Source organism: Chitinophagales bacterium, from assembly GCA_016787225.1.
GTDB lineage: Bacteria > Bacteroidota > Bacteroidia > Chitinophagales > JADJOU01 > CHPMRC01.
The window spans coordinates 99,078-114,988 of record JAEUUY010000008.1 but is presented as its reverse complement, the minus strand read 5'-3'; the positions used below and the strand labels follow the sequence as shown (position 1 = coordinate 114,988).

General features: G+C 36.5%; 13 protein-coding genes. 2 read left to right on the top strand and 11 right to left on the bottom strand.

The genetic code is table 11. The features are described from left to right. Positions 1-4: 4 nt before the first annotated feature. From JNL75_02430 to JNL75_02380, 11 genes are all read right to left on the bottom strand, one after another. Complete coding sequence (locus JNL75_02430; protein MBL7788673.1) at positions 5-1,903, bottom strand: propionyl-CoA synthetase; 1,899 nt, start codon at positions 1,901-1,903, stop codon at positions 5-7. 40 nt (positions 1,904-1,943) lie between these two features. Next, complete coding sequence (gene acs / locus JNL75_02425; GenBank protein ID MBL7788672.1) at positions 1,944-3,833, bottom strand: acetate--CoA ligase; 1,890 nt, start codon at positions 3,831-3,833, stop codon at positions 1,944-1,946. 81 nt (positions 3,834-3,914) lie between these two features. Next, entirely contained in the window at positions 3,915-4,280 is a 366-nt protein-coding gene (locus JNL75_02420) for a response regulator (protein ID MBL7788671.1), read from the bottom strand. Beyond that, on the bottom strand, positions 4,270-6,993 hold the full coding sequence (locus tag JNL75_02415; protein MBL7788670.1) for a hypothetical protein: 2,724 nt from the start codon (positions 6,991-6,993) through the stop codon (positions 4,270-4,272). The genes JNL75_02420 and JNL75_02415 overlap by 11 nt, the downstream gene beginning before the upstream one ends. 234 nt (positions 6,994-7,227) lie before the next feature. Further along, entirely contained in the window at positions 7,228-9,411 is a 2,184-nt protein-coding gene (locus JNL75_02410) for a TonB-dependent receptor (protein ID MBL7788669.1), read from the bottom strand. Positions 9,412-9,430: 19 nt separating this feature from the next. After that, a complete protein-coding gene (locus tag JNL75_02405; GenBank protein ID MBL7788668.1) occupies positions 9,431-9,970 on the bottom strand; it encodes a peroxidase-related enzyme in 540 nt (179 codons plus the stop codon). A 540-nt stretch (positions 9,971-10,510) separates the two neighbouring features. Next, positions 10,511-10,738, bottom strand: coding sequence for a hypothetical protein (locus tag JNL75_02400; GenBank protein ID MBL7788667.1), 228 nt, complete (start codon positions 10,736-10,738; stop codon positions 10,511-10,513). Positions 10,739-10,763: 25 nt separating this feature from the next. Further along, positions 10,764-12,263, bottom strand: a complete 1,500-nt coding sequence (locus JNL75_02395; GenBank protein MBL7788666.1) for an MFS transporter — start codon at positions 12,261-12,263, stop codon at positions 10,764-10,766. Positions 12,264-12,359: 96 nt separating this feature from the next. Next, positions 12,360-13,739: a hypothetical protein gene (locus JNL75_02390; GenBank protein MBL7788665.1), complete on the bottom strand. Its 1,380-nt coding sequence runs from the start codon at positions 13,737-13,739 to the stop codon at positions 12,360-12,362. A gap of 115 nt (positions 13,740-13,854) precedes the next feature. Further along, positions 13,855-14,277, bottom strand: a complete 423-nt coding sequence (locus JNL75_02385; protein MBL7788664.1) for an IS1 family transposase — start codon at positions 14,275-14,277, stop codon at positions 13,855-13,857. A 50-nt stretch (positions 14,278-14,327) separates the two neighbouring features. Next, positions 14,328-14,948 (bottom strand): nicotinamide mononucleotide transporter, encoded by a 621-nt coding sequence (locus JNL75_02380; GenBank protein MBL7788663.1) that lies wholly within the window; start codon positions 14,946-14,948, stop codon positions 14,328-14,330. A gap of 69 nt (positions 14,949-15,017) precedes the next feature. On the opposite strand from JNL75_02380, the gene JNL75_02375 reads away from it, so the two are divergent. Further along, the gene (locus tag JNL75_02375; protein MBL7788662.1) at positions 15,018-15,302 is read left to right on the top strand and encodes a DUF1232 domain-containing protein; all 285 of its coding nucleotides are present in this window, start codon (positions 15,018-15,020) and stop codon (positions 15,300-15,302) included. 3 nt (positions 15,303-15,305) lie between these two features. Continuing rightward, positions 15,306-15,842 carry a hypothetical protein gene (locus tag JNL75_02370; GenBank protein MBL7788661.1) on the top strand — a complete coding sequence of 179 codons (537 nt, stop codon included), beginning with the start codon at positions 15,306-15,308 and terminating at the stop codon, positions 15,840-15,842. The last annotated feature ends 69 nt before the right edge of the window (positions 15,843-15,911 follow it).

Here is a 15,911-nt window from a genome sequence, read left to right as displayed (position 1 = left end):
TATTTTATTCAAAAGCTAGACTTAATTTTCTATCCTTCATTCGTTCTCTAATTTCTTCTAGAATTGAGGGGTCATCTATGGTAGATGGCACAGCAAATGGCTTCCCATCGGCGATTAGACGCATTGTTTTTCGAAGAATCTTACCGCTCCGAGTCTTTGGTAATCGTTTTACAAGAATAGTATTGCGATAAAAGGCTACTGCTCCGATTTTCTCACGAACCATAGCAATTGTTTCTTCTTCTAATTGATTTTCGGTTTTATCTTGACCATCTTTCAAAACTATGAATCCGATGGGTCGCTGACCTCTCAGTTCGTCCTCGACACCTATGACTGCACATTCGGCGATAGCTGGATGTGCGGCTAAAATCTCTTCCATTTCTCCTGTGCTCAAGCGATGCCCTGCTACATTGATGACATCATCTATTCGCCCCATGATAAAATAATAACCGTCCTCATCAATATAGCCACCGTCTCCCGATAAGTAATATCCATCAAATTTACTTAAATATGATGATTTAAAATTTTCAGTATCCTGCCATAAGTCCATAAGAGTTCCTGGTGGCATAGGTAATTTTACGGAAACGAATCCTTCTTCTTTTCTATCTAATTTATTGCCATCATCGTCGAGAATATCGATTTCATATCCGCATATAGGGAAATTGGAAGAACCCGATTTGGCAGATAATTTCTCATCACCATATTGAATACCTAGCATAGGCCATCCGCTCTCTGTCTGCCACCAATGATCTATCACAGGTTTCTTAGTTTTTTCGCCTAGCCATTCAAATGTGGCTGGATCGCAGCGCTCGCCAGCCAAAAAGATTAAATTCAATGAAGACAAATTATATTTCTTCATCAATTCTCCATCTGGGTCTTCTTTTTTGATAGCTCGGATGGCTGTAGGAGCAGTGAAAAATGTATTTACCTTATATTCTGCAATGACTCGCCAGAATGTACCTGCGTCGGGAGTTCGTATGGGTTTACCTTCAAATAATACCGTCGTACATCCATGTATCAATGGCCCATACACTATATAACTATGACCTACCACCCATCCTACATCACTTGCTGACCAAAAGGTATCACCAGGATTTGCATTATAAATATGTGACATAGAGAATTTCAAGGCTGTTGCATACCCACCTGTATCACGAACGATACCTTTGGGCTTGCCTGTCGTACCACTTGTATAAAGTATGTACAAAGGGTGGGTAGAATTGACTTCTACAGGCTCTGCCTCTTTGGCATTAGACATTAATTGATTATATGGCAAATCGTAGTTATCTTTATAATCAATAGTCATACCCTCACGCTCCACTATAATCGTATTCTGAGGCTTGTGACTAGACTCGTCTATCGCTCTATCTAGGAGTGGTTTGTATTCTATTCTCTTATCGAATTCTATTCCATAGTTAGCACTGATAATAATCTTTGGCTTAGCATCATCAATTCTTATGGCTAATTCATGAGGTGCAAATCCTCCAAAAACAACACTATGCGTAGCTCCAATACGTGCGCAGGCTAGCATAGCAATTACAGCCTCTGGAATCATAGGCATGTAAATAACTACGGTATCTCCTTTGACCACTTGGAGTGAAGATAATACACCAGCTAGTTTAGCTACTTGAGTTTTCACTTGGTTGTAGGTAAACTTTTGGACATTACCAGTAGCAGGACTGTCATATATGATAGCTACTTGTTCACCTCTACCTTGTTCTATATGAAAATCTAGACAGAGATAAGACATATTTAGCATACCATCCTCAAACCATCGATACAGTCCATTTTCATTTTTCGATAAAATAGTATTGGGAAATTGATACCACGATAACTCTTGTGCTTGTTCACGCCAAAAACCTTCCCTATCTTGAATGCTTCTATGATAAATTTCTTTGTAGGACATAAAATAGTTAATAGTTGAAAGTATCTAATTCAGATATAATCTATATCGCTCCTGACTTAATTTTTTCGACGATAGAAGGGTCTATCAATGTCGTCACATCGCCTAAATTAGATGTATCTCCTTCGGCAATTTTTCTCAATATTCTGCGCATGATTTTACCACTTCTCGTTTTTGGAAGACCTGGGACAAATTGTATTTTATCAGGTTTAGCAATAGGTCCTATTTCCTTGACCAAAGTATCGATGATAGATTTCTTAGTATCCTCACTGGGCTCTGCATGACTTTCTAAAATGACAAATGCATAAATTCCCTGCCCCTTGATATCATGCGGATAGCCCACCACAGCAGTTTCTATCACAGCAGGATTTTCATCGATAGCGTTTTCTATTTCTGCAGTTCCGAATCTATGACCGGAAACATTAATCACATCATCTACTCTACCTATGATTCTATATCTTCCATCTTTGTCCCGATATACGCCATCTCCTGTAAAATATTTATTTTGATAGGTAGCGAAATAATTGATTCGGCAGCGTTCGTGATCGCCGTATGTCGTGCGAAGCACAGATGGCCAAGGATAGTCGATGCATAAATATCCTTCTACATCATTTCCTTCTATCAATTTACCTTCTGGTGTCACCAAGCTCGGTTGTATCCCTGGCATCGGGTAACCCGCAAAGCTCGCTGGCGATTCTGTCACACCTGCCATAGTCGTTATCATAATGCCACCTGTTTCAGTTTGCCACCATGTATCTACCACAGGGCATCTTCCCTTACCTACGTGGCGCTCAAACCAATGGTATGCCTCTTCATTAATAGGCTCCCCTACACTGCCTAATTTTCGCAATGAAGATAAATTGTGCTTATCGACGGGCTCAGATCCATAAGCCATTAATGAACGAATAGCTGTTGGAGCAGTATAGAAAATATTAACTTTATGCTTATCACATACAGACCAGAAACGATCTACTTCAGGATAGGTAGGAATTCCTTCAAACATCAAGGTAGTAGCACCATTCGCTAATGGTCCATAGATTATATAGCTATGTCCTGTCACCCATCCAATGTCTGCAGTGCACCAATGAATTTCATCCGATTCATACTGAAATACATTCGCAAATGTATAAGCAGCATAAACCATATAACCGCCACAAGTATGAACTACGCCCTTAGGCTTGCCAGTAGAACCGGAAGTATAAAGAATGAATAACATATCTTCACTATCCATTTCCTCCGCCTCGCATTCGTTAGAAACTCCTTGATTGACTTCATGATACCATATATCCCTGCCATCTTGCATATTCACAGCAGAGTTCATACGATTGACCACAAGAATTTTTTTGATAAAATCTATTTTTTCCAATGCCCCATCGACGATCTCTTTAATATTCATAGCCTTAGGCCCTCGGCTCATTCCGTCGGAGGTAATGATAAAATCAGCCTTGGCATCAATCAATCTATCGGCAATAGCACTCGATGAAAAACCTGCAAATACCACACTATGCACTGCACCTATTCTAGCGCAAGCCAATACCGCAAATGCCAATTCCGGTATCATAGGTAGATATATACAAACTCTATCGCCTTTTTTGACCCCCATATTTTTCAAAACATTCGCCATAGTACAGACTTCATGATAGAGTTGACGGTAGGTAAATGTTTTAAACTGCTCACCGATTTCATTAGGTTCCCAGATAATAGCCGTTTTATCAGGCTGGGTTGCTAAATGTCTGTCAATACAATTTTCTGTGATATTTAATTTGCCATTGACAAACCATTTTACATTGGGTTCAGAAAAATTCCAGTCCAAAGTTTTGTCCCACTTCTTTTTCCATTGAAAATTCGAAGCAATCTCATCCCAGAATAGCTCTGGAGTTTCAACACTTTTTTGATAAGCAGTTTGGTATTCAGCGAGAGTTCTTATACGCATATTGAATCGTTTTATACGAAACCAAAGGTAGGTATAAAAAATGACTAGAATGTGTATAGAGCGTTAAAATGATATAGGCAATTAAGAAATCAATTCCTTTACCTTTTCCAATAGAGCCTTATTGGCAAATGGCTTGGTCATATAAGCATCGGCTCCGAGTTCTAATCCTTTGGCTATATCACTCTCTTTTGACTTTGCAGATAAGAAAATTACTTTGGTGGACTTTAATTTTGCGTCGGATTTGATATGCTGACAAATCTGATAGCCATCCACATCCGGCATCATGATATCTAGGATAACAAGATCGGGTGTATGCTCATTGAGCAGCTCTAAGGCCTCTGTGCCATTGCGCGCTATTAATACTTGAAAACCATTTTTGCGCATTAGAAAATCTAATGAGAGAAGGATATTGGGTTCGTCGTCAACAAGTAAAAGTTTAGCGCTCATCGTTTTTAAGTTGTGGCAATTCTATAGCAAAAGTAGTGCCTTTTTCGCTACTCTCTTTTACATAAATTCTTCCTTTGTGCAGTTCTACTATTTTCTTGGATATAGCAAGTCCTAATCCACTTCCCTTAGGTTTAAGTATGGTTTGATCTTTGGCTTGAAAAAATCGGTCAAAAATTAATTCGTGGTAGAGCGGATCTATACCATGCCCCTTATCACTAATTTCAGCAAGAATATAATCGCCTATTTTAGAAACTAGAATTTCTACGGAGGTATTTTGGGGTGAAAATTTTATAGAATTACTCACGAGGTTGATAAATACCTGCATGAGTTTATCTCGATCCATGATGAGCTCATTCAATTTTTTATCTACATCAATACGCAGTATCATTTCTTTATCAGACAGCTCTGCTCTCAAGGCATCCTGAATGTCTTCGAAAAATTCAGTTAAATTCACCACACCTAAAACTAAAGATTCCTTGCCTGTATCATATTTTTCTAGGTCTAATAATTGATTAATTAGACGAGTAATTCGTGCACTCTCTTTATTGATAATACCAGAAAAATTTGATATTTCTTGTTCGGAAAGACCTTCTGACTCTGTCAATATTTCGGATAGAGAGCGTATAGAAGTCAAAGGAGACTTTAACTCATGGCTTACTGTAGAGAGAAATTCATTTTTGGTCTGGTCATGCAATCGAAGTTGTTGATTTATATGTTCCAACTCTGATTTTGCTTTTTCTAGTTCATTGGACTTCTTAGTCAATTCTCTGTTGAGAGAGATTACTTCTTTTGATTCTTGAATGATATCCAGCATTTCATTTATAAAAATATCTTTCTCTTTTATGACTGACTCGATTAATATCCTGGCAGAGACTGTCCCCACAAACTTACTTAACAGCCTTTCGACAAAGGGAATTAGTCTAGGATCAGAAGTCATTTCTGTCTCATCTTTGATATCAAACCGCTTCATAAAGGAATTGAGTGCCGTATTGGTTCTTTCCTCGCCCATGAATTTCATCATCAAACTTTTCAAATCTGCTAGTGCGGCAAATTCTTTCCAAACTACACGAGATTCATCCACACTAGAATACTTAAAAACATCGACGTATATATGTGCTTGCTGCTTTTCATAGTTCGTAGGCTTGTTCCAAAAACATAATAATAGATAGACCAACACATTGAAAAACATAGACCAAAAAAAACTGTGTATAACTGGTGAAAAGGCTGAAAGACCAAATAAAGCATTCGGCTTGAATATACTAAGTCCAAACAAGCCCTGTGTCAATATATCTTGCCCCCAAGTAGTTCCTTCGATGATGGAAGGCAAAACCAAGGTATAGAGCCAAATGCAAAATCCGATGAAAACTCCGCCGAAAACAGCTTTTGAATTGCTTTGCTTTAGGTAAAGTGAACCTAGTATAGCTGGAAAAAATTGTGCCACGAAGACAAAGGAAATCAAGCCAATGCTCACCAAAGAATACAAGGGAGAAATAGATTTAAAGTAAATAAGAGTCAACAATAAAATGATGACTACACTCACTCTTCGCAATAAAAGTGTCCTTTTAGCTATGGTATCGCGCATGGTGCTCTCTCCAAATTTTAAACTCAACGGAATTATAAAATTATTGCTCAACATATTGCTCAAAGCTACCGTCTCTATAGCTATCATAGCGCTAGCAGCAGAGAATCCGCCTAAGAATACTAAGAGACCAATGTACTTCATCTGATTGACCAATGGTATTTCTAATAGATAATAATCTGGGTTTAGTCCTTGAAAATTGGCTAGAAAAATATTGCCTCCCAGTGCGACAGGCAGTACAAATAGATTAATTAAAAACAAATAAAGTGGAAACTTCCACATGGCGGATTTTAAATGGATTTCATTGGTATTTTCTATGACAGCAACCTGAAATTGCCGCGGTAGAATAATAACGGCAATTCCCGACAGAATAGTAAATCCCGCCCATTCAAGATAGCTTTGTTGAGCAGGCATAGTCAGAAATTTATTCCCTCCTTGAATAAGCGTTGTTTTCAGATATATGTCGGTCGGACTGCTAAATATACAGTAAGAGATTACAAAACCAGCTATCAGAAATGCAAGTAATTTAAATAAGGATTCAAACGCTATCGACGCTACAATGCCAGTATGGTGCTCGGTAGATTCCATCTTTTGGGTAGCGAATACGATAATGAATATCCCCATGACAGCAGTCACCGTCACCGGTAAATTTAAACTCGAAAATAATCCTAAATCTTGATGATTGATCTGCAAGAGTAAGTAAAAGCTCTCAGAAATAGCCTTAATCTGTAATGAAATATATGGTATAATACCAATAATCATCAGTAAAGTAATGAACATACCGAGATTGCTGCTATTCGAATAACGTATCGACAGAAAGTCTGCAAATGTGGTAATATTGGCTGCCTTGGCTATACGATTAATTTTTTTAATAATCAAAAACCAGAAAGGCATCATAATAGTAGGGCCAAGATAAATAGGTAGAAATGAGATACCTGATTTAGAAGCCGATCCAATACTGCCATAAAAGGTCCAAGCTGTACAATAGATAGCTAAAGACAAGGCATAGATAGTGGAACTAGACTTGACATAATCTTTCCAAGAGGTTTTTTTCTCGACAAGATAGGCTATAATGAATAGAACTACAAGATAGCCTATAGATACAAATACAGCTAGGAATTGGAAGCTATTCATATCTCCTGTAAATTAAGAAAATACCCAATATAAATAAAAACCAAAGAGCAAAGACATAACAATATAAAATAGGAAAACCGATGAAAAACTCATCTCGATTGACTATTGAAATCAATGGGAAGTTTATCAAAACAAAAAATAAAATAGCTAAGGCAATGGCGGCTATAATTCTTTTGAGAGGGGTCATTGGATTTTTAAATTTAAAGGTAATTTAAATATAACATTTATATTAATCTATAGTTTAACTATAAACGAAAAAGAACCATTAAATCCATCGGAAGGCCATATACCTGGACCAGGATAAAAAAGAGGTCGCTTTGTAAAATACTGAGTGTTGGTTATGTTATTTAAACTTGATTTGATGGTTAGGTGATTGGATACTTTATAACTGGCATTCATGTCAAGTAGGGTATAAGCTGGGACAATACCTACGGCACCATTAGCAGAAGGAACCTCAGTATTGAGCGGATCTGCGAACGAACGAGAAGTATAACTAAGCAAAGTGGAGATGCTTAGTTTTTTGTATTGAATCGTCCAACCGTTTCTAGAGATCACCCTAGGCACACTCTCTATCTCATTACCCTCGATATTAAAATTAGTAGTCCCCGATTTTATGATACCACTCGTGTATTTCCCTTCCATATAGGTAGTGGAGGTGTAAATAGTCATGTTCAAATCCTTTGTTAAAGTCCAATTTGCCTGAATATAGAATTCGATTCCTTTCGTCAATGAGTTTCCCACGTTTGTCCGATATGTATAAAAATTTCCGAAGGAGTCAGATTGAAGTATGCTACCAAATCGATGATTATATTGCAGAGCAAAGGCTGTGATATCCCATTTTAAAAATTTATAACTCCCTCTCGTTCCTATTTCAGCATTGTATCCATCTGCATCTTTTATATTAGGATCTACTTTTTCAAACGCATCTGTAGGTATAATATCTTTAAAAATCATTGGTCTATATGTCTGCGACCATCCGCCATAAAACTCAACATGGCTATTTTCTTTATAACTAATCGAAGTGCCCAATAAAATAAAATTTCTATTCAATTCTAAAGGAATTTTATCTGTAGGGTAATAAACAATGAACCCACTCATATTGCTAGAACCCGATTCGTATCTCCCACCTGCATTGATAGATAATTTCTCTGAAAGTTTAAATGAATTCTCTGCAAATAGCGCTGTATTCCTCGTTTTTAGATATACATCTCTTCCCCAAGTAGTATTGGTCAGACTCAAATCATAATCACTACCTGTAGTTCCTCTGCCTTGCTGCCTGCGGCGCATATTATTATTCATCAGATGAATTCCGAACGAAAGATGACTTGCATGTTTGCCTAATTTATACGATTGTAAAATGCGCAATTCATTGGTATAGCTATTAAATTCATCTATATCCACTTGTCTTGAGTTATATTGATTGGTAGAAAAATTAATACTATCCATAACCGTAGCTGGTTTATCAAATAGAACTGAATTTCTGGCACCGAGAACGGCAGAACTTGTAAATTCTAAATCTGTTTTATCTGCCAATTTCCACTTGATACTCAATGAAGGAATGTTAATTGAAGGACTGAAATAATTTCTCGAGCGAGTGGATTGGGTAGGGTCGGTTTGAAATAGAGCGTCCGTCAAAGGTCCTGGAATTCTATATAAATAATAAGATCTCGCCCAGTCTGCTCTCAATGTGAGATTAGCATTTAGCTCATAGCACAATTGAACCCCTTGAGCCTCGTAATCCGTGTGTTCATTTTTTCGATAGCCGTCTCTCGACTTTTTAGCAAAATAAGCATAGTATTTCCATTTTCCTAACTTTCCATGAATGGCATTATAGCTACTCAATAAATTAAAGGAGCCAATTGTATTGTAACTTTCAAAACCTAATTTTTTTGATGTATCTGCTTGTTTAGATACATAATTGAGCATACCGCCAAATTGCGCTCCGAACTGCAAGGAGCCAGTACCTCTAACCAATTCAATCCGCTCCACACTTTCCATAGGAATACTATAATGACTCGCAGGATATGTGTACATATCAGAATTAGTGATGATACCGTCTTTACGAATATTAAACTCCCAGCCGCGGTGAGGATCTAGCCCACGAGTGGAGATATTCATCTGATTGCCCGCACCATCCATGTCGTAAACGAAAACGCCAGGTACTTTAGCAAATATCTGTCTTCCAGTTTTGTCCGTTATATTAGCATCTAACGTCTTTAACGAAATGACTTCTGATTTCTTCCCATCAAAGATATAAGTCCCAGAAATAGCTGGATGTCTAGTCACTTGATTTCGCTGCTCATGACCTATTATATTGACTTCCGAGAGTTTTAATGCCCTAGCAGTATCTTTTTGTCTTTGACTGTAAGAAGCTGTGGAATGTATAACAAAACAAACAAACAATAAAAATTTACTCATAATAGGTATGTGCAGTGCACTAGGTGATTGGCTGCATTTTATAACCTCTTGTCATTCGTTTTCCCATTTCTGCATACTCTTCTGCTTTAGCGGGGGTCGTCCCTAAACCGTCTACATATCGATTAAACATACAAAATGCGGCAGCTATTAAAACTGTATCGTGAATTTCTTCATCACTAGCTCCCATTTCAAAGGCGGTTTCTATATCTGTTTTTAGGACTTGTTTACCACTTTGTTGAACTTTAGCTGCTATTCTAAGCAAGGCTTTCAACTTATCTGAAATATTTGCTGTATCTATGTTCTGAATGACACAATTCACTGTTTCTCCATGGTCATTAAAATGTGCATTAGCTGCGGCTGTATGAGATAAATGACAAAACTCGCATTCATTTAAATATGAAACATAAGAAGCAATTAACTCCCTCTCACCCGAACTCAATGGAGAAGTTTCTATCAACAAGGTGTTCGCTAAATTTAAAAGTGCATTTCCTGTAGATGGTTTGTAACGTAGAAGTTCCACTATACCTGGCTGATTCACTCCTGTACTTATATATGCCATGGGATTGTTTTAAATTTTTAATAATTTCTAATGCTTAATAATCAAAGATTCAATTATTAATTTGAATCAAAATTACATTTTTTAAATGAATTTATTAATATGTAATTATACTGCATTACCATAGAAACTCTCCTAAGATTACAATTATTCATTCCGGCAGTTTTAGAATACACCCACTCAAATATCATCTATTTTGCCTGCCCCATACCCAATTTTAAAGTATCTTCTAAAACATCTATATATCATTGAGTGCTATAAACCTGATACAATAACCAGTTAAACTAACCTTACCTATTACCATAAGTTTCAGATAAAAGCTTTAATGTATATTTCAAATATCTTTAATAAATGAACTATTTAAACCTTACTACCTTGAAAGTTTCTTGACTTTTTTCTTGGCAATCAAATGTTAAAGAGCTTCATAAAATAACTTATAATTTACCAAAAAACAAAGGGAGACAGCTTGTGCTATCTCCCTTGTCATCTTAGGAATTCTAAAACATGAAAAAAGAAAACCTAAGACTCCTAAACCAAAAAATTCTAATCATTGTACTCCTTATATTCGCCAGTAAGAGAGAAGTAGCCAAAGCAGCCCAATCCACCTACGATAAGAGGGAGTAAAATGAATGTGTAAATAATAGCTGGAATCATATCTTCAGGCTTGCCCGATTCAAATTTAGGCTGCGCCTGATCGAAATATAGATAATAACCAGCGAATAGGGCCAAGCCTATCCATACTAAACCTAATACTTTTTTTAATGCACTCATTGTTTACTATTTTAAATTTTAAAAATTAATCCTCGACTTTGTTGTCCTTACCATCTAAATATAAGACACCTATGATAAAACATATACCGCCTATTATAATCGGATACCATAATCCTTCTAAGTATGATTGATTGGCTGTTTTAGCTAGTCCTGCTGCTTCATTGGCTTTCTGAGCCGATGTGACCAAAGAGGTAGCGATAGCCGGAAGCAATCCACCAAATATACCATTACCGATATGATAAGGAAGTGACATAGATGTATATCGGATTTTAGTTGGGAACATTTCGACTAAGAAAGCTGCAATAGGACCATAAACCATCGTTACAAATAAAATTTGAAGAAACACCCAGAATACCAGCGACCATTGGTCTGAACTATTAATAACCTTGGTATTTTTTGTTTCTATCATAGGCTTTCCATCTTTCATTTTTACTGAGCCATTTTCTAAAGCAATTGTCTTGACAGACTTAGTGGTCGTGCCATCAGTAAAGACTTTGGTAGTAGTATAAACCGAATCAAATCCAGAAGTTTTTTTATTCTCAACCATTTCTGCTGTCGATGTTCCCTTTTCTACTATTTCCGTTTTATTTTCAGGATTAACCACTTGATACATTTTCTCATAGATGGTACGATAAGATAGAATGGCTATCAACATACCAGCCATCATAATCCACTTTCTACCTACTCTGTCCGATAACCATCCAAAAAATACAAAAAATGGTGTAGCAAAGACGATAGCGTACATCATAATTTCACCCACTTGGTCTGATATTCCTAGAACTTTTTCGATAAAGCTCATGGCATAAAACTGACCTGTGTACCAAACCACACCTTGACCCATCACCGCACCGAAAAGTGCTAATAAAACATATTTAAAGTTATATTTATTACCAAAAGATTCTTTTAACGGATTGGTCGAAGTCTTACCTTCAGCTTTTGCTTTTGCAAACAAAGGCGACTCATGCATATTTTTACGGATAACATAAGAAATCGCTACCATCAATAATGAAATCCAAAAAGGAACTCGCCAGCCCCAGTCTTCAAAGGCTGCTTTATCCATAGATTTTTTGGTAATCATAATGACAATAAGTGATACAAATAAACCTACCGTTGCTGTGGTTTGAATCCAAGATGTCATAAGACCTCTTTTATGGCTTGGGGAATGTTCTGCGACATATGTAGCGGCTCCTCCATATTCGCCACCGAGAGCCAAGCCCTGCAATAGCCGGAGTAAGAGTACAAGAACCGGTGCCATAAATCCTATGGTTTCATAAGCAGGGATACAACCTATCAAGAAAGTAGCACCTCCCATCAATAGAAGGGTAACCATAAATGTATATTTTCTACCGATAAGATCGCCAAGACGACCAAAGAAAAGTGCGCCAAAAGGTCGAACCACGAAACCTGCAGCGAAAGTAGCTAAGGTGGATAAAAATGCAGCCGTAGCATTGCCTGTGGGGAAAAACTTAGTAGCAATGATGGTAGCCAAACTACCAAAGATATAAAAATCGTACCACTCGATCATGGTGCCGACCGATGAAGCTCCAATGATAGTAAACAAAGAGCTTTTTTGTTCTGGTTGATGTGACATATATTAAAATTTTTAAGTGAAGAAATTGAATTAAAGGAAAATCATGGTTTGTACCGTAAAGCAAGGGCGAATCTTAACTTCATTGTTTATATTATTCAGGTCTGGTCGCAAACCAATATCTGTAGTAATCTTGGCATGGTGTCCTTCTAAAAGCCAGTTGCATCCTATGTTACCATTAGCTATCCAACCTTTCATACTACCATCAGTATTGCGAATACCATACCAATTTTGAAGTGTAATATTTCCATAAGGCTGAATTCTTAACTTGTCAGATGTTTTTGGCAATAAATAGCCTACTTGAGCATGTATTGCTTCTCCAGTACCAATCGTTGGATAAGAATTACCAAACCCACTTCGATTAACAGCCCCAGTAGATCCACTACTAAAACCATCTGCCATATTCATAATTCCGACATTTCTCACATAGTTTTCTCCGAAATTATAATTATAATAAGCGGCGTAAGCAGTAATTGCATCTTTTTTAGAACTTAGCGGATAATCTAGGAAAATATCCGCAGCAAATAATCGCATATCTTGAACAGCAGAATCTGTTAGAGAATTATAAGACATAATGGCATCAAAACCGTGCTCGAATCCTACACCAATATTTAAAACTTTTTTTGTACCCAAATATGACCCAACAGCAAAAGGCAACAAATTAGACTCTTGATCCCAAAACTGATAACTGACATAACCTTGAAGATTAACACTATTATTTTTTCTATTGAATCCAGATCTTCCAGCAGTGCTTCCTTGGGCAATAGCTGCTTGCCTTGAGAAAGGCATGTTCAAAGCAAATCGATAATCAAACTTATCTAGTTTACCTTTAGCGTAGATACCCATCATACGAGCAAACTCATCTGCTGCATCTATCGTCGCCCAGTTTACTATTGGCGCATCGAGAGTCATAAAATTTAATGTAGATGCATTAGTAGACCGCGATATTCCATTCCAATAATGCAATCCTGCTCCAAAAGATAATTCGTAAGGAGTACCATTTTTCATCTTGCCTTTTGTGACTAGATACTCTGTCCACATATCATGGAAGAAAATGCCTGGCTTCCAAGTGTTTCCTGCATTATTAGCCAAGCTATTACTCAATGCATTTTGATTGTTGATTCCGAAATGTGCTAGAATCAAAAATCGAGGACTAATTTGACTCAGGAAAAGCATACGAGCTCTGCGAAGACCTACATCAAAAGTGGCTTCCTGCTCCGCGCCTTGTCTAGTTGTTCCTTCATTGTTATAATTATATCGAGACCAGACCTGAGCCCAAGATATAACACGCAGATACTTCGATCCATCGTCATTAAACTTAATTTTGAGCCCTGAACCATATAGGTCAGAGCCCTGTGCCTGCATACTAATACTCGCTATGAATGCTAAGGCTGATAAATACAATTTTCTCATAAATTTTAAATTTAATTAATTTTAATTCGAGCCAAAGGTGAACTAAAAAAATGAGAAATGAAAACAGATAGTATATATCTGTAAAATATGTATATATAAGTTATTTAAATTAAGGCTATTTGCGGAATCGCTCCCATCGTATCATCATAAACTTATCGCCTACTTCTGTAATTATTGCACCAAAACCTTCCAAATTAGAACGGTCTGCCATATATTCAGCTAGCTCATTATGATTAAATACTTTATAAGTTGGATGATGAGAATCATTTGATATTCTTTGAATACCCAATTTCTTGACCCAATTATGCACGGAGACATGGCTTACCCCTATTAGGCGTTCGATCTCGCGCGCACTGATACCTTCTAGGTAGAGCTGCAATGCCTTCGTAATATAATAGTCATCTATTTTTTTTCCAATTTTATTTACAGTATAATAGTATAGACAATCTTTGCAACGATAGCGCTGACGACCAGCTATGATACCACTTTTCACATGACGAAAACTGTTGCATTTTGGACACTTTAATTCTTGAGACATTATAGCTATATATATTTAACGCAAATATAGTATTTTAACAAATGTGAAATTTATTTTTTTCTCCATGTTTTCCAACCCATCACCGCAAGTATCAAAAAAACTACGAACTGAAAAGCTGTGATAGCATAGCCTTTGACTACAAATTGATAAATTGCTAGTCCATTTCCCAATATCCAGAATAGCCAATGCTCTACTCTTTTGTGCGCCATCAGATACATAGCTACTAAAAAAATAGCACTTGCTAAGGTATCAATATAATTGATAGCAGGAATAGCAAGAAAAGAACCAAAATTGAAATAATAGATAGTAATAACCGCGATATAACCTATGAAAAATAAGCTTATAGTTCGCACAGTGAGATTTGAACTTGTCAGCTTTATACTCGAGGTAAATACTTCCGCATCCCAATACCATAACCACCAGCCATAGAGACTCATAACTGTATAGTATATATTGATTAGCATTTCACCTATAAGTGTCCATTGAAAATTGAGATAGACATATATGGATGTACTAATGATACCAATTGGGTAAACCCATATATTTTTTCTTATAGATAAAAAAACAGAAAATATGCCAAAAAAAGCCGCTAGTAACTCTAGAACGATATGCAAATGCTCGTAATTCTTATATGGCTCGATTAAATAGTCAAAAATATCGTTCAATTCCACAACACAAATATAGATGAACAATTCAATCTTAATAAATTAGAATCAACTATTTTTGTAAAAATCAATAGCATGAGTGAAATAATACCATCCAACAATTCTGGCACTAAAAAACAAAGTCAATTTAGAGCATTCTTTGATATGATGCGTGATCACTTTAATAAAGCGTACACAGGCTTGTCTCAGTGGACTATTGTTTTAATGGTTTTAGCTATAATATATGCTATTTCTCCTGTAGATTTTATTCCCGATGTTCCTATCATAGGATATATCGATGACGCTGTAGTATTGGGTTTCGTTTTAACACAGATAAAAAAAGAAATTGTTAAATATCAAAACTGGAAAGCAGGTAATTAAAGTTTGAAAAAAATACTAGTTTTCTTTCTGTTTGCTATTCTAGCTCTTCCATTTGCAGAGTTTGTAGGTTTGCGTCTAGAGATAAAGCAGCTCAAAAAGTCCATCAAAAAAGAACTGTTAGCTAGGATAGATCCAAGTCATACCCTCACCTTGAGATTTCATAAGACTGATCTATCAAACAGAAAGGATATTATTTTTCATGTCAAAGACAGTGAGATCGAAATTGGCGGCGAGATGTATGATATTATTTCAGATATTTCTTATTCGGATTCTCTCATATACATATGCTATCGCGACCATAAAGAGTCCGAATTGAAGCGAAAAATGTATGCGAGTTTAGCCAACTTTTTCTCGCAAAATCCTATTCAATCAGAATTTTCCAAATCCTTGTTTTTATTTCTAAAAAACCTAATATTCGAAGAATTAGAGTCCTTTCATTTTTTTAAATTTTTATTAGTCAAAACTATAACTCAAATAAATATTATAGCATCCATTCATAATGGGCATTTGCTCTTGGAGTCTCCTCCACCAGAGTTTTAAATAGTTTTTCCTTTATCACTTATTATTAATATTTAATTCTGCCTTGAGTCAAATTACTTAAGAGCAGTG